This is a genomic window from Streptococcus pseudopneumoniae (genome assembly GCF_038148955.1).
GTDB lineage: Bacteria > Bacillota > Bacilli > Lactobacillales > Streptococcaceae > Streptococcus > Streptococcus pseudopneumoniae_T.
The window spans coordinates 17597-38643 of sequence record NZ_JBBJZY010000014.1 but is presented as its reverse complement, the minus strand read 5'-3'; the positions used below and the strand labels follow the sequence as shown (position 1 = coordinate 38643).

The window sequence follows — 21047 nt, the reverse complement described above, 5'->3', positions numbered from 1 at the left end:
TTATTTTACCAAGTAGTCTTTCATCTCTTCCAGAGAAACTGGGTGAATGGTTGCAGAACCAAGCTCTGGCACCAAGACCAATTTCAAGGTGTTGCCACGCGCTTTCTTGTCATGAGTCAAAGCCTGATAAAGATTGTCAACATCCCAGTTTTCATAGTCAACAGGTAGTCCAAATTTCTGACACATCTCTGTGATAGATTGGGTAATGCCAGCTGGCATGAGTCCCTTTTCCTCAGCAACCTTGGAAATCTGTACCATGCCCATGGCCACAGCCTCTCCATGCATGACTTTTCCATAACCAGCTGTCGCTTCAATGGCATGACCAATGGTGTGGCCAAAATTGAGATAAAGGCGAACACCGTTGTCCAACTCATCCTCAACCACCATCTTGCGCTTGACCTGACAAGAATGTTCAATCAAGGTCTCTGCATGCTCCAAAATGCTCTCTACAGAACCATCCAGTTCCGTCAAGAGATCCCAAAGTTCTGGGTCCTCAATCAAGCCGTACTTGATGACCTCTCCCATCCCTTCAATCAGCTCTCTTTTCCCGAGTGTTTCAAGGACAAGCGGGTCAATCAAAACCCCATCTGGTTGGGCAAAGGTACCCACCATATTCTTAGCAAATGGAGTGTTAACGCCTGTCTTTCCACCGATAGAAGAATCCACTTGAGCTGTCAAGCTGGTCGGAATCTGAACAAAGTGAATACCCCGCATATAGGTAGAGGCTACAAAACCAGCTAGGTCTCCAACGACACCACCACCTAGGGCTACAATCCCATCGCTACGAGTCAGCCCCTGCTTAACTAGGAATTCATAGACTTTCTGAACAGTGGTTAAATTCTTTCTTTCTTCGCCTTCTAAAAAGTCAAAAACGGCTACCTGAAAACCAGCATCTTCTAGGCTGAGCTTGACCTTCTCTGCATAAAGAGAAGCTACATGGTTGTCTGTTACAATGACCACTTTTTGTGGTTGCCAGAGTTCTCGCAACCATTGACCAGCCTGAGCCAGACAACCTTTTTCAATCTGAATATCATAAGGATGATGAGGAATATCGATTCTGATTTTCATAGGAGAATCTCCCTTTCTTTATTGGTATTTTTCTGTTAAGGACTGCCAAATTTCTTCTGTCGGCATTTCCTTGCCTGTCCACAGTTGAAAAGCTTCTGCAGCTTGATAAAGCAACATTCCTAGACCATTGACAGCTGGATTGCCCTGACTTCTAGCCCATCTCAAAAATGGGGTTTCAAAGGGTTGATAAATAATATCTGCCACCAAGAGAGTTTCCGGTAAGACTATGCTTTCAGGAACTGGAGAGGATTGGCCATCCATGCCCACACTGGTGGCATTGACCAGCAAATCCGACTCAGCAATCCTTGCTTGCAGTTCAGAAACATCTTCTAAAGCATACAAGTCCACTTTAAAGCCTGTTTGCTCCTGTAACTTGTCTAGGTAGGGTCTTGTTTTTTCCATGGAAACTGAACGAACAAAGACCGAAATCTGACTGACGCCGTCCAAAATAGCTTGCGCCAGAATGGATTTAGCCGCACCACCTGCACCCAGCAAGGTCATCTTCTTACCTGTAATTGTAAAAGAAGGCAAGCTCTTAAAAAATCCCTTGCCATCTGTATTATATCCAATTAAAGTGCCATTATGATTGACAACCGTATTGACCGCACCGATCAAGCGCGCTTCGTCGCTCAGCCCGTCCAAATAAGGAATCACCTGCTCCTTATAGGGCATGGACAGGTTGATGCCAAACATCTGGTAGCGACGAATATTGGCCACTGTTTCTGCCAAGTCACTCGCTTCAATCTCCCAAGCTACGTAAGCACCATTGGTAGCTGTCGTCTCAAAGGCCCTATTGTGGATAAAGGGCGAAATAGAATGCTTAATAGGATTGGCAACAACGGCAGCTAAACGCGTATAGCCATCAAGCTTCATCCAAAATCTCCCTGATTTTTTTCATGTTAGCTAGAGAAATCTGACCAGGAGCACTAGCCTCATCCAGACTGGCAAAAGACCAACTCGAACCCGTCACATCCGCAGTGATACGAGAGACCTTGCCCACCTTGCCCATAGAAATGGTCACATATTCCTGTTCAGGATTGAGGGTTTTAAAGCCTCGTGTATAGTTCATCAAGTCTAAGACATCCTGCTCCGTGTGAGCCATCACCGCAACCTTAACAAGTTTTGGATTTAGGCTCGTCAACTCTGACAAGATTTCCATCATATTTTCAGGCGTTTCTTGGAAATTGTGGTAACTCAAAACGAGATTTGGGAAGTCCAACATTTCCTCAAAAACATCCTTGTAGCTGTAGTACTCAAAATCAATATAGTCTGGTTGATAGAGTTGCGCCACTTCCTTGATTAGATGGATATATTCTTCTGGAGAAAGGTCAATTTCTCCCCCTTCAGAGCGAGTTCGTAGCGTGAAAACCAACTCACGGCCTGCGAATTTTTCAAAAATAGCTGGAGCTACCTGCAAAATCGCTTCTTTAGGCAGATAGTCGGCCCGCCATTCAATGATGTCGGCATCTAGGTACCTCGTGGCATCCAGAGTCTGAGCCTCCTCTAAACTTCTTGGCATTACTGAAACGATTAATTTCATTTACTAACCTTCATACTAATCACCTTGAGGTAATTACTACTTTCATCTTTTTTATTATAGGCGAAATCTGCTGGAAGACCATATTTGTTTAAAATCTGGTAACTTCTTCCTGCAAAGCCTTTATCAATTTGTTCTGTAAATTTCTGACGGGAAACATTGGCAGCATTGGTACTGGCAATGATAATCCCTCCCGGATTTAAAATCTCCAGACTCTGGGAAATCAACTTGTGATAATCCTTGGCCACAGAGAAGGTCTGTTTTTTGTTCCGAGCAAAGCTAGGTGGATCTAATACAATTACATCGTAGGTCAATCCTTTTCGCTTGGCATACTTGAAATATTCAAAGACATCCATGACTATAAAACGATGGTCGTCTGTACTGATTCCATTTGCCTGAAAATGCGCTTGAGACAATTCTCGTGAACGCTTGGCTAGGTCAACCGAAGTTGTCTGGCTTGCTCCTCCCATGGCCGCAGCTACTGAAAAAGCTGCTGTATAAGAAAACATATTGAGCAAAGATTTGCCCATAGCCAATCCATCAACCAGACTACCACGAACCTCATGCTGGTCTAGGAAAATCCCTGTCATCAAGCCATCATTCATAAAGACTTGATATAAGACACCATTTTCCAAAACAGTGAAAAAGTCAGGTGCTTCTTTACCATAAACGTGTGCAGATTCATAGTCTAGACCCTTAAAGCGGATTTTCTCATAGGCTCCTAAAACCTCAGGAAAAACCTGTCTAAAGGCTTCTGAGATAACCTTGCGAATCTGATAAATATAAGAGTTATACCAAGAAAAGACAGCATAGTCGCCATAAAGGTCCACTGTCAGACCACCAAAGCCATCTCCCTCTTGATTGAAGAGACGAAAGGCAGTTGTCAAATCATCTTGATAGTAGGCGCTTCTCTTTTCTTTAGCTTGTCTAAACAGCGTTTCAAAGAAAGCTTGATTGAAGGTCACCTTGTCTTTACTGATAAACCAACCCAAGCCCTTGTTTTGCTGAGAAAGGTAGGCAGTCCCAAGAAAGTTTCCATCTTGACTATGGACTTCTACTTCCTGATCCTTAAGATTGACATTCTCAAGATCACTCGCTTCTAGTAAAACTAATCCTTTAGCGAGCTTCTTTTCAACCCTTTTGCTAACTCTTATTCTATTCATGACTACCATTATATCAAACTTTTAGCCAATTCTCAAAAAAGAAACTACCCTTGCTTTTTTACTCTTCTTTTAAAAAATGGTATACTAATACTAATAAAAAATTAGGAAGTAAAATGTGTGAAAAGCAATTTTAACAAAATCCAAAAAGCCATCGGTACCAGACTGGGTTTTGTCCTAACCCTTTTAATCCTCTATTGGCTCAAAACCTTATTAGCCTATACCGTTGACTTTAATTTAGATATTCAAGTAGGAAAATTGCAAGGAAATTACCTTGCCTTTATCGCCTTTTTCAATCCCCTTCCTTTGGGGTTACTCCTGCTGGCTCTAGCCCTCTACGCTCGGTCAACCAAGATCTTTTATGGTCTGAGTATTGCTATTTACAGCCTTTTGTTTATTTGGCTCTATTCCAATGTCTTTTACTATCGAGAATTTAGCGACTTTATCACGGCTAATACCATGAAGGTGGTCAGCAAGGTATCTGTTGGTACTGCGGAACTAGAGTTACTGCGTCCTTGGGATTTCATCTATTTTATGGATTTCCCACTGATGGCTTTTCTTTTTTTTAAAAAATTCATCCAGCTAGATAGGAAACCTTTCAAATTCCGCTCAAGTGTTGCTATCACTGCTCTCTCAGCCCTGCTCTTTTCTGCTAATCTTTTCTTGGCTGAAATTGAGCGTCCCGACCTCCTATCGCGAGGATTTTCTAATTATTATGTTGTTCGTGCCCTCAGTTTGCCAGCCTTTCTAGGCTATAGTGCCAACCAGTCCTATAGCGCTAACAAAGAACGGGCTAAGGCCTCTGAGACCGACCTGCAACCTATTACAGATTATATTCAAGAGCATTCTGCTAATCCCAACCCAGACTATTTTGGCTTAGCTAAAGGGAAAAATGTGATTTATCTCCACTTGGAGAGTTTTCAGCAGTTCCTGCTTGACTATAAACTCAACCTAGATGGGACTGAGCATGAAGTCACTCCCTTCCTGAATTCCCTCTACCATTCACAATCAACCCTAGCCTTTTCGAATATCTTTAACCAAGTCAAGGCTGGTAAGACCTCAGATGCGGAAACTATGCTGGAGACTGGTTTGTTTGGACTTGACCAAGGTTCCTTTATGGTCAATTACGGTGGTACCAATACCCAGCAGGCAGCTCCTTTTATCCTATCAAAAAACGGCTACCAATCAAGCGCTGTCTTTCACGGTAATATCGGAACCTTCTGGAATCGAAATACGACCTACAAACAATGGGGCTACCAATATTTCTTTGATGCTTCCTACTTCACCAAGCAAGACAGTAGCAATTCTTTCCAATATGGTTTAAATGATAAAATCATGATGAAAGATTCTATCCAGTATCTGGAGCATTTACAGCAGCCTTTTTATGCCAAGTATATTACGGTGTCCAATCACTATCCTTATGCTAGCAATCTGACGGGCGATGAGCTTGGTTTCCCCTTGGCCAAGACCAAAGATGAAACTATCAACGGCTACTTTCAAACAGCCAACTATCTGGACAGTTCCATCAAGGCCTTCTTTGACTATCTCAAAGAAAGCGGCCTCTATGAAAAATCCATCATCGTCATCTACGGAGACCATTATGGCATTTCCAACTCCCGCAATCCTGACCTAGCACCTTTGATTGGCAAGACTTCTGAAAACTGGTCGAATTACGATAATGCTATGTTGCAACGAGTGCCTTTTTTGGTGGTCATGCCTGGTTATGAAAAGGGGAAAATCATCAATACCTACGGTGGACAAATCGATATCTTACCGACTCTAGAACACCTCCTTGGTATTGAGTCCAATTCCTTCCTTCAAGTCGGACAAGACCTCCTATCACCAGACCACCAAGAAATCGTTGCCTTTCGAACTGCCAATTCCTTCGTCACACCTAAATACACCAGCTACGACGGACGAACCTACTATACTGAAAGTGGTCTCGAAATCAGTAATCTTGATGAACAAACTCAGACCGAACTGGAAAGCGTTCGTCAAGCAGCTAGTCAACAGCTGAAAATTAGCGATCAGATTCAAACTGGCGATTTGATCCGTTTCTACCAAGCAGATCATCTTGGAAAAGTTGATACTGAAAGTATTTCTTACCTCAATTCCTTGCCAATTCTGCAAAAGATTGAGCAGGAAAAAGGTAGTCAATCAACGAGCCTCTTTAGCCAACGACAAGGCAAAACCAGTACTGACCTTTTCAAGGCACCAAGTTACCAAGAACTCCACCCAGAGTCGGCAGAAACCGAATCAAAATCACAATAAAAAATGCTCTTCCAAGAACGGAGGAGCATTTCTTTTTATCAACAAAAATCAAATAGCAAACTAGCCTCAGGTTTACTGTGAGATTGTAGCTAGAGAGGCTGTATCAGCAATATGTGCCTGTCAAATTGGTGACGAATGAATATAGTAGAAGAAATATGAGGATATAAATCAGCTTCAGCAGGTATCTGGAAAATTTGATTTTATAGAAAAGCCTTTTGTCACAAACTCAATATACTATCAATAAATAATATTATAGAAGCAACAATAATTATCATTTCACCTATCTGCATAATCCTATTTCGAAATCTAAATATATTTTCTATCAAAAATACTTGGATCACACACATTATAGGAATTAACGTTTTTGAAATTGAAAAATATCCAAATAAATAAACTATAAACAACAAAAATAGAACTATATTATATTTCTTATTCAAAACATTCCTCCCTATATTTTTTGATTACCAATCTTAATAATTTACAATCACATTTTAACAAACTTTGAAAGTGTTTTGTCAAATGAAATTTATCAAGATAGTAACCATCTATCTCATCTTTTTTCTATCTCTACCAATATGCGTGATAGGTAGTAATGATAACCAAAAATAGCAAGAGCAAACAAGAGGATAAGAGCTCCTACTCCCAAGCTAATGGCAAGGATAGGGGAGAGAGACCGAACCAAGAATAAACTTGCTATGACTAAAATCATTAAGATAGCACTATAAATTAAGAGTAAAACTATTGCTACTATACGATTTGAACGGTTCACCAGGTCCGTAATGTTACTCCAATTGGTTGACAGATTTTTAACGTCCTTAAAGTAATGGTGGCAAGAAAGGATGACACTGGCAAGGGTCCAGACTACAAGAAGGTAAATCATCGAAAGTATGGGCAAGCCTAAATATAGAGAAAGACCAAGTAAAGTCAGAACTGGTAAAAAGGACTGGACAGCAAATATAATCCAAAATTTCACTTTCACATAACGAGCAAAGTCAAAGGGTAAACTCTTAAGAAAATCAACATTTTCCCTCTCCAAGGATAAGGCTATTGAATGCAGGCTGGTGATATTGTTATTGACAACAGATATAAAAAGACCTATAAAAAACAAGGGTAACCAGTATGGAGGATGAATGTCTGGAACTATCTGAGAATCTCGGATTTTGGAAATCAGACCGATCATCATGAGATAAGGAAGGAAAGTACTTGTAAAAAGCACTGTAATCACGCCAGTCCCCTGTCCCAAAAGGGTGAGGTGGTAGCGTAAAACCATACGGAAAAAGCCTTTTTTAGTAGTTGAAAACCCCTCCTTACTGCGACGTTCTTTTTTGACCTTCTCCTCACTATTAAGTAGGATCACATCATAAAAACGAGGCAAAACCTTCTTTTTGGTCAGGTAAAGCAAGAAGACAGTTAGAGCAATCCAAGCAAGCAGACCTAGGATGGCTTCTATCGAAAAAGGCTCCACTGCTATTTTGTAAAAGAGATGAATAGGATAAAGAAGAGGTGGAATGTCTCTAACTTTGTCAACAATACTTCCAGAAGTCGACTGTAGAAAGAAGACAAATATTAAAGGTATGAGAACTCCTATCCCAATCATCACATTCGAAAAAATAGACTGATACTTTCTAAAAAGAGCAGTTTGAGCCAAGAAATGTACTGTCACTACCATCACTAGAGCCACAGAAACAAATAATAGAGCCAAGGACAGGAACATCAAAGGCAATCCCAGCCAAAGAGAAGGAGCTAGCCTAATGTAGAGGACTAGAAAATAAGCTAGGATTGGTACAATTCCAGGCAGAGCTGGCAAGAGGACAGACAGACCTTTGGCCATTATAATCTCTGATTCTTTAAAGGCATAGGGCCTATACGATACCAAGTCCTTACTCTCATAAAAGACATTGTAAAATGCACTTAAAGAAGTTGAAAAGGCAATCACTAGTAAAATAGCAACCATGAAACTAAAATAAATAGGCGTTTCATCAAAAGGAAAATGAATGGCTATATTACTAAACATGATGAGCATCAAGAGACTGGAAAAAATATAAGAACCTAGGACTCTAGCGGAAACATTTACTTTTTTCCCAGGATTTTTAGCTTGCTTCTTTCGTAGGTTAGCCAGATTAGCTTCTTGAGATGAATAGAGGATATTGATATCAACTAATTTTTTAATGACCTTGAGACGCATCTGAAACCTCCTCTTTTCTACCAGCAAGGCTAAGGTAGATACTTTCCAAAGACTGGTCTGGGTGGTCTTTTCTCAAGTCCTCTACCTTACCACAATAAATCAAATGCCCCTTTTTCAAAATGGCAATCCGATCACAGACTTGCTCGGCTACCTCAAGGACATGAGTTGAAAACAAGACTGTCTTGCCTTTTTGCGCATGCTCCTTCATCATTTGCTTCAAATCAAAGGCAGCTTGGGGATCCAAACCTGTCAAGGGTTCGTCCAAGACCCAAATATCGGGATCGGACAAGAGTGCTCCGATGACAAAGACTTTCTGACGCATTCCGTGAGAAAGGGTTTCAATAACCTGATAGCGGTTTTCAGCAAAATCAAAAACGTTCAATAGCCTAGCTAGACTAGCTTCCAAGTCAGAGCTAGTCAAATCATAGGATGAAGCAATCAATTCCCAAAATTCATTGGCCGTTAAGCGTAAGAATAAGTCAGGCGAGTCTGCTACGTAGCCAATCTTTCGTTTAATAGCCAAGCGATTTTCCGATAAATCCTGACCATCTACTAAAATACGACCACTGCTGGGAGAAATGATACTGACTAAAGATTTTATAGTGGTCGATTTTCCAGCCCCATTATGGCCAATCAAGCCCATAATCTCCCCATTTTCAATCTGCAAATTGAGATTGCTCAAGGCCTCTTTATCACCATACAACTTACTAACATTTTGAAATTCAATCATGAGAAATCTCCTCTCTTTATCTGTTTTATATACCATTATACTAGCACTTTGATACAAAAAAATCAACACTTTATTTTAAGTAGATACAATAGTTTCCTTCTATTCTTACGCAAACGTTTGCGTCAAGAGATACTTTATGATAGAATAAAGAACAAGATTGACAAGTAAAAGGAAAAACAATGCAAAATCAAACACTCATGCAATACTTTGAATGGTATCTGCCCCACGACGGTCAGCACTGGACACGTCTGGCTGAAGATGCTCCACACCTAGCTGATCTCGGTATCAGTCATGTCTGGATGCCACCAGCTTTCAAAGCTACCAACGAAAAAGATGTAGGCTATGGGGTCTATGACTTATTTGACCTTGGAGAGTTTAACCAAAAAGGGACTGTCCGCACCAAGTATGGTTTCAAAGAAGACTATCTTCAATCCATTCAAGCCCTAAAAGCACAGGGAATTCAACCAATGGCCGATGTAGTTCTCAACCACAAGGCTGCGGCCGATCACATGGAAGCTTTTCAGGTTATCGAAGTGGACCCTGTAGACCGTACAGTTGAACTCGGAGAACCCTTCACCATCAATGGCTGGACTAGCTTTACCTTCGATGGTCGCCAAGATACCTACAATGACTTCCACTGGCACTGGTACCACTTCACAGGCACAGACTACGATGCCAAACGCCGTAAATCTGGGATTTATCTGATTCAAGGAGACAACAAGGGCTGGGCCAACGAGGAATTGGTCGATAACGAAAACGGAAACTACGACTACCTCATGTATGCCGACCTTGATTTCAAACATCCCGAAGTCATCAAAAATATCTATGACTGGGCTGACTGGTTCATGGAAACGACTGGTGTAGCTGGTTTCCGCTTGGATGCCGTTAAGCACATTGATTCTTTCTTTATGCGCAATTTCATCCGTGATATGAAGGAAAAATACGGTGAGGATTTCTATGTTTTTGGGGAATTTTGGAACCCAGACAAGGAAGCCAACCTGGACTATCTCGAAAAAACAGAAGAACGCTTTGACCTTGTCGATGTTCGACTCCACCAGAATCTCTTTGATGCTAGCCGAGCTGGTTCCAACTATGACCTTCGTGGCATTTTCACAGATAGCTTGGTTGAACTCAAACCTGACAAGGCTGTAACCTTTGTCGATAACCACGATACCCAACGAGGTCAAGCCCTTGAATCGACTGTTGAAGAATGGTTCAAACCAGCAGCCTATGCCCTCATTCTATTACGTCAAAATGGACTGCCATGTGTCTTTTACGGAGACTACTATGGGATTTCAGGGCAGTATGCTCAAGAAGATTTCAAAGAAGTCCTTGACCGCCTCCTAGCCATCCGAAAAGATTTGGCCTATGGAGAACAAACAGACTACTTTGATGACGCAAACTGTATCGGTTGGGTACGTGCAGGTGCTGAAAATCAATCTCCAATCGCAGTCTTGATTTCAAATGACCAAGAAAACAGCAAGTCAATGTTTGTCGGTCAAGAATGGGCTAACCAAACCTTTGTAGATTTACTTGGAAACCACCAAGGTCAAGCTACAATTGATGAAGAAGGTTATGGACAATTCCCAGTCTCAGAAAGATCTGTAAGTGTCTGGGCAGCCAATACAATCTAACATACAATGATAAGCAAGCCAGGTCCAATCGGATTTGGCTTTTTAAGTATGAAAAAGACCTACCCAAATGGATAGATCTTTGTTTTCTTACAATTTACCTTCTACCGCATCCAACAATTCTTGAATTTTAGCTTGGTTGCTTCCTCCTGCCATGGCCATGTCTGGTTTACCACCACCACGTCCATCGACGATTGGTGCCAATTCTTTGACAAGGTTTCCTGCATGAAGGTCTTTTGTCTTGCTTGCTACAAGGACATTGACTTTATCACCGATAGCGGCAACTAGGACAAGAAGATCAGAGTAGTCTTTTTGTTTCCAATTGTCCGCAAAGGTACGAAGGGCACCGGCATCTGATACAGACACTTGACTAGCAATGTAACGGTGACCGTTGACTTCCTTAACATCCTTGAAAATGTCGCCTGCGGCTGCAGCTGCGGCTTTTTCTTTCAACTCAGCATTCTCTTTTTGAAGTTGACGTAGTTGTTCTTGAAGGCCTTCTACCTTGTGAGGTACTTCTTTAAGTTGAGGTGCTTTAAGAGTTGCTGCGACAGCTTTAAGAGCGTCTTCTTGTTCACGATAAGCTTCAAAGGCTTCCTTACCAGTCACTGCCAAGATACGGCGAGTTCCTGATCCGATACCTTCTTCTTTGACAATCTTGAAGAGACCAATTTCAGAAGTATTGCCAACGTGGGTACCACCACAAAGCTCGATAGAGTAGTCACCGATTGTAACAACACGGACTTCCTTACCATATTTCTCACCAAAGAGGGCCATAGCTCCCATTTCCTTGGCAGTGTCAATATCTGTTTCAACTGTCTTAACTTCAAGAGCTTCCCAAATTTTCTCGTTGACTTGCTGTTCAATCGCACGCAATTCTTCAGCAGTTACTGCTTGGAAATGCGTAAAGTCAAAGCGAAGGAATTCGACTTCGTTAAGAGAACCTGCTTGTGTAGCATGGTTTCCAAGGATATTATGAAGGGCAGCGTGAAGCAAGTGAGTCGCAGTGTGGTTTTTCATAACACGATGACGACGATTTGTATCAATTGCCAAGGTATATTCTTGGTTCAAAGCAAGTGGTGCATGGACTTCAACAGTATGAAGAGCTTGTCCGTTTGGTGCTTTTTGAACATTTGTCACAATAGCTACAACCTTACCTGACTCATCCAAGATTTGTCCATGGTCAGCTACCTGTCCACCCATTTCAGCGTAGAATGGCGTTTCCGCAAAGATAAGTGAGGCAGTTCCTTCTGACACAGCTTCTACTTCTGCATTGTCAGCCACGATAGCCACCAATTTAGAAGACAATTGGCTAGCATTGTAGTTGAAGACACTTTCTACAGTGATGTTTTGAAGGGTTTCATTTTGCATACCCATTGAGCCACCCTTGACAGCTGAGGCACGCGCGCGCTCTTGCTGTTCTTTCATGGCTGCTTCAAATCCTTCACGGTCTACAGTCATGCCAGCTTCTTCAGCGATTTCTTCAGTCAATTCAACTGGGAACCCATAAGTATCATAGAGTTTGAAGACATCTGAACCAGCAATGACAGATTGTCCTTTTTCTTTCAAGGCAGCTACGATGCCTTGGGCAAAGTGTTGACCTGAGTGAAGGGTACGAGCAAATGACTCTTCCTCGCTCTTAACGATTTTTTCGATAAAGTCACGTTTTTCAAGCACTTCTGGGTAGTAGCTTTCCATGATTTTTCCAACAGTTGGAACGAGTTTGTAAAGGAAAGGCTCGTTAATACCCAATTTTTGACCATGCATAGAAGCACGACGGAGCAAACGACGAAGAACATAACCACGACCTTCATTTCCAGGAAGGGCACCATCACCGATGGCAAATGAAAGAGAACGGATGTGGTCAGCGATGACCTTGAAGCTCATGTTGTCGCCATCTTGGTCATAAACCTTACCAGACAATTTCTCCACTTCACGGATAATCGGCATAAAGAGGTCCGTTTCAAAGTTGGTCTTAGCCCCTTGGATAACCGCCACCAAACGCTCCAAACCAGCGCCCGTATCAATGTTCTTATGTGGCAATTCCTTGTACTCGCTACGAGGAACAGCAGGGTCTGCGTTAAATTGTGACAAAACGATATTCCAGATTTCGATATAACGGTCGTTTTCGATATCTTCTGCAAGCAGGCGAAGACCGATATTTTCTGGGTCAAAAGCTTCTCCACGGTCAAAGAAAATCTCTGTATCAGGTCCAGAAGGTCCAGCACCGATTTCCCAGAAATTGTCCTCAATTGGAATCAAGTGACTTGGATCCACTCCCACTTCAATCCAGCGGTTGTAAGAATCTTTATCGTCTGGATAGTAGGTCATGTAAAGTTTCTCAGCTGGGAAATCAAACCATTCAGGGCTTGTCAAAAGCTCATAAGCCCAAGTAATGGCTTCGTCACGGAAGTAATCCCCGATAGAGAAGTTCCCCAACATTTCAAACATGGTATGGTGGCGAGCCGTTTTTCCGACATTTTCGATGTCGTTGGTACGGATAGCTTTTTGGGCATTAGTAATACGTGGATTTTCAGGAATAATAGTCCCGTCAAAGTATTTCTTAAGGGTTGCTACCCCAGAGTTGATCCACAAAAGAGTTGGATCATTTACAGGAACCAAACTCACTGATGGTTCTACTGAGTGACCTTTAGTCGCCCAGAAATCAAGCCACATTTGGCGTACTTGTGCACTAGATAGTTGTTTCATATTGTCTCCTTATTTACTTCTTTAATGTGATTGGCTTTCCAGCATTTCCACATAGTCAATCGCGACACATAGGGAAATGACTAGGTCTGCATAAGCGTCCTCAAGGACTGTTACGTTATAAGTAGAGGTCAGATGGAAGAGTTCTTTCCTGATTTCCGCAATCAACTGATCGCGATCATCCAGTAGTTTGAAATTCAAATCCCAGATATTGCCCTCGATACGAAGCCCCAGATTATCAAACTCATACTTATCTCGCCAGAAGGTCAACTTCTTACGAATTACAAAACTCGATCCGTCCTGAAGCTGAATCTCAAAACGAGGAAGTAGAGTCCAAATCTCTTTACTAATCTCACTGACTTGGTTACCAAATGCATCATAGATAGTAAAGGTTTTGGGAATTTTAAAAAATGATCCCTCCACCTGATAGGCGATTTCTCCCCTGTCATCCTTGATAGCGAAGCGTTCGCCTCCAAGACGAAACTTTTGTTTGACAAGAAATGTTTTCATCAACACCTCCAAAAACCAAAAGACAAGCTCATATCACGAAGGGCGAAAAACCGCGGTACCACCTTCATTCAATGAACTTGTCATTCTCTTATTCTTATGCAATTGTTAAATTGAGTAGCATGACTTTCTAGCTTAGATGGCTCGCAGCACCGCCATTTCTCTGGACTAAGACAACTGAAAATCAATTCTCAACTTTCTTATTATAACGTTTTTTTAAGCTTGCGTCAACTGGAAATGATCTTATGAGATAGACACTGTCACTAAAGTTTTATTTTCCCAAAAAGTTTGCTACCATCTCATTCACTATACATATTTTACTATAACATTTCTGTTCGTAAAGCCACGATTTCTCTATTCCTTCCTCTGACGATTCTGATTTCCAGCATCAGGCTTAGAATGGCTATTATTTTCACGGTTATCTGGCGCCAAATCTCATATATCCGATATACCTGTCATACTCAAAATAGCTCTCTAAACCCAAGGAACTATTTATGGTATAATGTAACAGTTCTAGCACCTTGTATTTTTTCAACTTTCAATAGCTTAATGGGGGTTTGGTTCATTTCATAGTGTTTTGCACTACGCCCTTCTGGCAACTCAGCCTGTATTTTTCTTCTAAAAACTGAAACAGGATAGCAAATATCAGTGTTCTTAGCCTTCTTATCATATTTATCAAACAAAAAATAAAATTCTTTATCTCTATGTTGAAAATGCAATAAATACTTTGCTTTAATCTTAGACCCAATTTTGTTTGGGTCAAAATAATACAATCCCTTTAAATTAACACTTATATTTTCTAGCATCGTATAAATTAAATTCAGAGAAGTTGCCCTAGATAAAAATGCAGCCTTGTGCTGAGATGTATCTTTATCTAAATCATAAAAAGTGATATGATTTCCCAAAATTTGGTTATATATCTTCTGAGCCCCATTACCATTGAAGCACTTAACTTTATCTATTCCTTTTAGTTTGTGCAAACCTATAAGATGATGAAAATTTGGTTCCGTGAAGCTTAATTCAATATATTTTTCTATAGTTTGTTTGGAGACAGTCTGAGTAATAGTAAATTTGTATTGAGTATCCATCAACGTTCTATAACTAAGAATTAAATTTCTTAACATACTGTACCTTTTCTCAAAAAAATAAAGAGGCTATTTACACCTCTTCCTACGATATATTTATTCACCTGCTTGCGGAAAATATATAAAACCCAAATAAGCCTATCTACAAACTACTGACCAAAGCAGACCGACCAGTAATTCCTTGGCTACGCTAAAAGCGATAGTTTTGTTCTACAGTTTTTATTATATTAGATTCTTAACAATATGTCAAGTAAAATCAAAAAGCTGCTTATTATAGTGGATTGAAATAAGATATGAACAGAGAGCTTAGGAAAGTCAAGTTAATTTCTAGAAATGTTTTAGAATCCATAACGTACTATTTTAGATTCAATCTACTATAGTTTTTTGTATTTTTTAAAAAGAAAAACGAACCAGCTTGACTGATTCGTTTTCATCCGTTTAACTCCTACTTCCGATACATTTTAAACTGTAGGAAAAGGTCGCTATATTTCCCTGTCCATTTATGGTCAAATTTCTCATAAACTTCTAGGTGTTTCATGGTTTCAGCATCTGGATAGAAGGCCTTATCTTCTTTTGTTTCTTCTGGGAGCAATTCCTTAGCTGGTAGGTTTGGTGTTGAATAGCCGACATACTCCGCATTTTTGAGAGCATTTTCGGGTTTCAACATAAAATTGATAAAGGCATAGGCTGCATCTTGGTTTTTGACTGTTTTGGGAATGACCATATTGTCAAACCAAAGGTTGCTGGCCTCAGTAGGTACCACATAGCGTAGATTTTCGTTTTTTTCTAGCATTTGGCTGGCTTCACCAGAGAAGGTCACGCCGATAGCAGCGTTGTTCTGAATCATGTAGCCCTTCATCTCGTCCGCGACGATAGCCTTGATATTTGGAGTCAATTTATAAAGTTTGTCCACTGTCTCTTCCAACTGCTGCGGATTCTTGGAGTTGAGGCTGTAGCCAAGGGAATTGAGCCCCAGTCCCAGCACCTCACGCGCCCCATCAAAGAGCATGATAGAGTTCTTATACTCTGGTTTCCAAAGGTCATCCCAATGCTCAGGCGCTTCATCTACCATAGTTTCATTGTAGACAATTCCCAAGGTTCCCCAGAAGTAAGGGATGGAGAATTTATTGCCTGGGTCAAAGGACTGGTTGAGGAACTCTGGTCCGATATTTTCAAGACCTTCAATCTTTGAATAATCAAGCGGTACCAAGAGGTCTTCGTCCTTCATCTTGTTAATCATGTATTCACTTGGGATGGCAATATCGTAGGTCGTTCCACCCTGCTTGATCTTGGTATACATGGCTTCGTTGGAGTCAAAGGTCTCATACTGGACTTGTATTCCTGTTTCTTCTGTGAATTGCTCCAAGAGTTCTGGATCGATATAGTCCCCCCAGTTGTAGATAACCAGTTTTTGGCTATCTCGGCTATTGATTTTACTATCTAAATGAGTCGCAATTCCCCACAAGACCAGGATAATCGCTGCAATTCCTGCTAAAAATGAATAGAGTTTTTTCATGCTTGCTCCTCCTTCTCACGTGAGATAAAGTAATAGCCAACCACTAGGATAATACTAAAGAGAAAGACAAGGGCAGACAGGGCATTGATTTCTAGGGAAATCCCCTTACGAGCACGAGAGTAAATCTCGACTGACAAGGTTGAGAAGCCATTTCCCGTTACAAAGAAGGTCACGGCAAAGTCATCTAGCGAATAGGTGAAGGCCATGAAGTAACCTGCAATGATAGACGGAGTTAGGTAAGGAAGCATGATTTCCTTGAACATCTGAAATTGACTAGCTCCCAAGTCATAGGCCGCATGAATCATGTCACCGTTCATTTCCTTGAGTCGAGGCAAGACCATCAAGACCACGATAGGAATCGAGAAGGCCACGTGACTAGATAGAACAGTCAAAAATCCAAGTGAAAACTTGAGTTGGGTAAAGAGAATCAAGAAGCTGGCACCAATCATAACGTCAGGCGCAACCATGAGGATATTATTGAGTGAAAGAAAGGCTTCTTGGTATTTCTTACGAGATTGGTAAATATAAATGGCACCAAAAGTCCCGATGATGGTCGCAATCAAGGCTGACAGAAAGGCCAAGAAAAAAGTCTGAGTCACAATCAACATGAGGCGACCATCGCCAAACATAGTTTTAAAATGGCTCAAGCTAAAGCCTGTGAAGCTATTCATGTCGTTGCCTGCGTTAAAGGCGTAGCCAATCAAGTAAAAGATTGGCAAGTAGAGGACAAGAAAGACCAGTCCCAGATAAAGGTTGGCAAATTTTTTCATCGCTCTCTCCTTTCCTTGGTCACCCACATGGTGATGAACATGGTCAGGATAAGAATCACACCGATGGTAGAACCCATACCGTAGTTGTCATTGGTCAGGAAGTTTTGCTCAATGGCTGTTCCCAGCGTGATAACGCGGTTCCCACCAATCAAACGGGTCAGCATGAAGAGACTCAAGCTAGGGATAAACACCGACTGAACCCCACTTCGCACACCATTCATCGATAAAGGGAAGATGACATGACGGAAGGTCTCCCACTTGGTCGCACCTAAGTCGTAGCTGGCATTGATGAAGTTGTTATCCATATCGTCCAAGACATTGAAAATCGGCAAAATCATAAAGGGAAGCTCAATGTAGCTTGCGACAAAGATAAAGGAGAAATCGGTAAAGAGCAACTGCTGCGAACCGATTCCGATAAATTCCAAGAATTGGTTAATAGAGCCATTCTGACCAAAAATCCCGATAAAGGCATAGGCCTTGAGGAGCAGATTGATCCATGTTGGCAGAATAATCAGCATGAGCCAGAGTTGACGGTGCTTGAGACGGGTCAAAAAGAGGGCTGTCGGATAGCTGATAAGGAGGGTGACCAAGGTCACAATTCCTGCATAAAGTACTGAGTTGAAACTCATTTTGAGATAGGTCAAGTTTTGTGACGCAAAGTAAGATTTGTAATTTTCTAAACTGAACTGACCTTCGATATTGAAAAAGGATTGACCGAAAATTAAGACCAAGGGTGCGAGAACAAAGAGGGCAATCCAAAGCATGTAGGGCACTACAAAGAGTTTAGAGCTTGTTTTCTTCATCTCTTTCCTCCTCGATTGCATTGATCAGACCTGCTTCTTGCTCTTCGATTTCCACGTATTCTTCGATACGAGCATCGAACTCTTCTTCGGTTTCGTTAAGACGCATGATGTGGATATCTTCTGGTTCAAAGTCCAGACCGATTTCCTCGCCAACGATGGCCTTACGAGTTGAGTGAATCATCCATTCATTTCCAAGTTCGTCATAGGCGATAATCTCGTAGTGAACCCCACGGAAAAGCTGGGTATCGACCTTAACTTGGAGCTTGCCTTCTTCAGGAAGGGTAATGCGCAAGTCTTCTGGACGAATGACAACCTCAACAGGCTCATTTGGCTTCATCCCCCCATCAACTGCTTCAAAGCGTTTGCCGTTAAACTCAACCAAGTAGTCCTCAATCATGGTACCTGGCAAGATATTTGACTCACCGATAAAGGTGGCAACAAAGTGGTTGATCGGCTCATCGTAGATGTCCACAGGTGTTCCTGATTGGACAATCTCGCCATCATTCATAACGAAAATCCAGTCACTCATGGCAAGGGCTTCTTCCTGATCGTGAGTGACAAAGACAAAGGTAATGCCCAATCGTTGTTGCAGTTCACGCAGTTCGTACTGCATGTCTGTTCGCAATTTCAAGTCCAGCGCTGACAAAGGCTCGTCCAGCAAAACCACACGAGGTTGATTGATGATGGCACGGGCAATGGCCACACGCTGGCGTTGTCCTCCAGAAAGTTTGCGGATGGAACGTTTTTCATAACCTTCCAACTGAACCATCTTGAGAACTTCTGCTACACGCTGCTCGATTTCTTTCTTGTCAATTTTACGCAAGCGGAGTGGAAAGGCAACATTTTCAAACACATTCATATGTGGAAACAAGGCATAAGATTGGAAGACCGTATGGACGTCTCGCTTGTTGGTTGGGATGTCATTGATACGAACACCGTCTAGCATGATATCTCCTGTCGTCGCATCCAGTAAACCTGCAATAATGTTCAGGATAGTTGATTTCCCTGAACCAGATGCGCCTAGAAGGGTGTAAAATTTTCCTTCTTCCAACTCAAAGTTGATGTCTTTGAGAACCTTGGTGTTGCTGTCTTCAAAAACTTTAGAGACGTTTTTGAATTCGATAATTGGTTTTTTCAATTGGCATAAATTCCTTCTTTTTCATATATTAACAGATCAGGGCTCTGTCAGGCCGCCACTACCTCTTGCAGGGAGTAAAACCACCTGCATACATCTTCGCTACCGATAGGCTTTCACCCCCTTTCCATGACATAGCAGCAGCTTTTCAACTACAGCTTCCTACTTGCTTTCACCCAAGATACGGACTTCTCTCTCAAGCGTAATACCTGAGTGTTCCTTGACTTTTTCAATCACAGACTCAATCAAGTCCTCGTAGTCTTTGGCCGTTCCGTCTGCAACATTGATCATAAACCCTGCGTGCTTTTCAGACACTTCTACGCCACCGATACGATAGCCTTTCAAGCCAGCTTCTGAAATTAACTGACCTGCAAAATGGCCTACTGGACGTTTAAAGACCGAACCACAAGATGGGGATTCTAAAGGTTGCTTGAGTTCACGTAGGTGCGTCAAGCGGTCCATTTCTTGCTTGATAACCTGATGGGTTCCTGGAGCAAGGGCAAATTTGGCTGACAAGACAACTGCACCAGACTCCTGAATGGCTGAATGGCGGTAACCAAAAGCCAAATCCTTGACAGACAGGGTTTCGATTTCTCCATCCTTAGTCAAGATCTTACAAGACTGCAAGATGTGGGCAATCTCACCACCATAGGCACCCGCATTCATAAAGACAGCACCACCGACGCTGCCAGGAATGCCACAAGCAAACTCAAAACCAGTCAAACTATGACGAAGGGCAATGCGAGTTGTTTCAATCAAATTAGCTCCTGCTTCTGCTTCAATAGTATAGCCATCAACGGAAACGTTATTGAGCTTGTCACACAAGATGACAAATCCACGAATCCCGCCATCACGAACGATGATATTACTGGCATTGCCAAGAACCATCCAAGGGATATTTTCTTGGTTGGCAAATTTCACAACACGAGCCAACTCAAAACGATTTCGTGGAAAAACCAGATAATCAGCCTCTCCACCTACTTTTGTATAACTATAGCTATGCAAGGGTTCCTTAAAACGGATATCAATTCCTTCTAAGATTTCAAGCATTTTTTCTCTTACAGACATGTCACTCTTCCTTTTACAAAATTCATCCCATTATACCATTTTTAGAGACATTTGACGACCATAAAAAGACCTTGTTTGGATTTTGCATAAGAAAAAGAGGTCTCCCCCTTTTTTCTTATGATTTTTTGCAAAAGATTGCCTTGGTTCCATAGGCAACTAGGATCAGTTCAACTAGTAGAATAACTTCAACCAAGACTGGACTTGTCAACCAACCTACTTGGACTAGAGATGGTGCCAGGTCAAAGAAGGCATGTAGGCCATAAGCTGCTAGGAGATAAGTCCATTTCTTCTGGCGAACAGCTTGGTAAACCCAAACTGTCAACAACAATTGTAATCCTAGAGCCAAAACCCGTTCAAAACCAAGTAAATAGATCTGCCAGACAGATAGTGACTGGATGGTTTTCAACATATTTTCAGACAGCAATTTCATAATCTGTGGATCCTGCGTTTGAACTGCTGAAAGCACGAAGTAGAGATTGAGCAAACTGGTGATACCGAGGAAAATCAACTCCAAGCCACCATGCCCCAGTCCATAGGCCAAGGCATCTGCCTTTTCCAAACTTCTCTTTTTCTCCAACCATTTGAAGAAAACAAGGCGAGCTGTTTCCTCAAAAAATGCAGCCATAGCTAGGCCATAGATAATATAGACAAGCGGATGGTCTTGCAAGAGGGCAATACTGCCGTCTTTTTGAGGATGCAAAACCAAGATATGCACCAGTTTTTCCAAAATCTGTGAAGAGACACAGAAAGCGACAGCCCCCAAGCCCAAGACAGCTAGATTGATCTGGTATTTCTTTTTGGCATACCAAACGCTCCCTAGCAAGAAAGCTAGCAACAGCACCATGGTAATGATAATATGAATGGTCATTTTCTTC

The 21047-nt window shown here is 41.7% G+C and carries 17 protein-coding genes; 2 read left to right on the top strand and 15 right to left on the bottom strand.

What is annotated here, in order from left to right:
- From aroB to WKI23_RS06295, 4 genes are read right to left on the bottom strand one after another with little or no spacing between them, the layout of a single operon-like run.
- Positions 1-1068, bottom strand: coding sequence for a 3-dehydroquinate synthase (gene aroB / locus WKI23_RS06310; RefSeq protein WP_368079316.1), 1068 nt, complete (start codon positions 1066-1068; stop codon positions 1-3).
- Between the two features lie 18 nt (positions 1069-1086).
- Entirely contained in the window at positions 1087-1941 is an 855-nt protein-coding gene (locus WKI23_RS06305; RefSeq protein ID WP_368079315.1) for a shikimate dehydrogenase, read from the bottom strand.
- Positions 1931-2608 carry a type I 3-dehydroquinate dehydratase gene (aroD, locus tag WKI23_RS06300; RefSeq protein ID WP_000767783.1) on the bottom strand — a complete coding sequence of 226 codons (678 nt, stop codon included), beginning with the start codon at positions 2606-2608 and terminating at the stop codon, positions 1931-1933. Before aroD ends, WKI23_RS06305 begins: the two co-directional genes overlap by 11 nt.
- On the bottom strand, positions 2605-3768 hold the full coding sequence (locus WKI23_RS06295; RefSeq protein ID WP_368079314.1) for a class I SAM-dependent rRNA methyltransferase: 1164 nt from the start codon (positions 3766-3768) through the stop codon (positions 2605-2607). The genes aroD and WKI23_RS06295 overlap by 4 nt, the downstream gene beginning before the upstream one ends.
- Before the next feature lie 117 nt (positions 3769-3885).
- Here WKI23_RS06295 and WKI23_RS06290 point away from each other — a divergent pair, with 117 nt between their 5' ends.
- Positions 3886-6036 carry an LTA synthase family protein gene (locus WKI23_RS06290; RefSeq protein ID WP_368079313.1) on the top strand — a complete coding sequence of 717 codons (2151 nt, stop codon included), beginning with the start codon at positions 3886-3888 and terminating at the stop codon, positions 6034-6036.
- A gap of 550 nt (positions 6037-6586) precedes the next feature.
- Here WKI23_RS06290 and WKI23_RS06285 read toward each other — a convergent pair.
- Both WKI23_RS06285 and WKI23_RS06280 read right to left on the bottom strand, forming a co-directional pair.
- The gene (locus WKI23_RS06285; protein ID WP_368079312.1) at positions 6587-8221 is read right to left on the bottom strand and encodes a hypothetical protein; all 1635 of its coding nucleotides are present in this window, start codon (positions 8219-8221) and stop codon (positions 6587-6589) included.
- The gene (locus WKI23_RS06280; protein ID WP_033676786.1) at positions 8202-8951 is read right to left on the bottom strand and encodes an ABC transporter ATP-binding protein; all 750 of its coding nucleotides are present in this window, start codon (positions 8949-8951) and stop codon (positions 8202-8204) included. Before WKI23_RS06280 ends, WKI23_RS06285 begins: the two co-directional genes overlap by 20 nt.
- A 179-nt stretch (positions 8952-9130) precedes the next feature.
- Between WKI23_RS06280 and WKI23_RS06275 the strand changes: the two genes are divergently transcribed.
- Positions 9131-10585, top strand: a complete 1455-nt coding sequence (locus WKI23_RS06275) for an alpha-amylase (protein ID WP_368079311.1) — start codon at positions 9131-9133, stop codon at positions 10583-10585.
- 87 nt (positions 10586-10672) lie between these two features.
- Here WKI23_RS06275 and alaS read toward each other — a convergent pair whose 3' ends face one another.
- The 9 genes from alaS to WKI23_RS06230 all read right to left on the bottom strand — a co-directional run bounded on the left by alaS (position 10673) and on the right by WKI23_RS06230 (position 21040).
- The gene (gene alaS, locus WKI23_RS06270; protein WP_368079310.1) at positions 10673-13291 is read right to left on the bottom strand and encodes an alanine--tRNA ligase; all 2619 of its coding nucleotides are present in this window, start codon (positions 13289-13291) and stop codon (positions 10673-10675) included.
- A 21-nt stretch (positions 13292-13312) separates the two neighbouring features.
- The gene (locus tag WKI23_RS06265) at positions 13313-13798 is read right to left on the bottom strand and encodes an LURP-one-related/scramblase family protein (protein WP_265477138.1); all 486 of its coding nucleotides are present in this window, start codon (positions 13796-13798) and stop codon (positions 13313-13315) included.
- Between the two features lie 485 nt (positions 13799-14283).
- The gene (locus WKI23_RS06260; RefSeq protein ID WP_368079309.1) at positions 14284-14919 is read right to left on the bottom strand and encodes a PBECR4 domain-containing protein; all 636 of its coding nucleotides are present in this window, start codon (positions 14917-14919) and stop codon (positions 14284-14286) included.
- A gap of 406 nt (positions 14920-15325) precedes the next feature.
- Entirely contained in the window at positions 15326-16396 is a 1071-nt protein-coding gene (locus tag WKI23_RS06255; protein ID WP_368079308.1) for an ABC transporter substrate-binding protein, read from the bottom strand.
- Entirely contained in the window at positions 16393-17166 is a 774-nt protein-coding gene (locus WKI23_RS06250; protein ID WP_000712740.1) for an ABC transporter permease, read from the bottom strand. Before WKI23_RS06250 ends, WKI23_RS06255 begins: the two co-directional genes overlap by 4 nt.
- Positions 17163-17969, bottom strand: a complete 807-nt coding sequence (locus WKI23_RS06245; protein WP_368079307.1) for an ABC transporter permease — start codon at positions 17967-17969, stop codon at positions 17163-17165. Before WKI23_RS06245 ends, WKI23_RS06250 begins: the two co-directional genes overlap by 4 nt.
- A complete protein-coding gene (locus WKI23_RS06240; RefSeq protein ID WP_000742913.1) occupies positions 17950-19107 on the bottom strand; it encodes an ABC transporter ATP-binding protein in 1158 nt (385 codons plus the stop codon). Before WKI23_RS06240 ends, WKI23_RS06245 begins: the two co-directional genes overlap by 20 nt.
- Positions 19108-19266: 159 nt before the next feature.
- Positions 19267-20172, bottom strand: a complete 906-nt coding sequence (murB, locus tag WKI23_RS06235; protein ID WP_368079306.1) for a UDP-N-acetylmuramate dehydrogenase — start codon at positions 20170-20172, stop codon at positions 19267-19269.
- A gap of 115 nt (positions 20173-20287) precedes the next feature.
- The gene (locus WKI23_RS06230) at positions 20288-21040 is read right to left on the bottom strand and encodes a YhfC family intramembrane metalloprotease (protein WP_368079305.1); all 753 of its coding nucleotides are present in this window, start codon (positions 21038-21040) and stop codon (positions 20288-20290) included.
- Between the last annotated feature and the right edge of the window lie 7 nt (positions 21041-21047).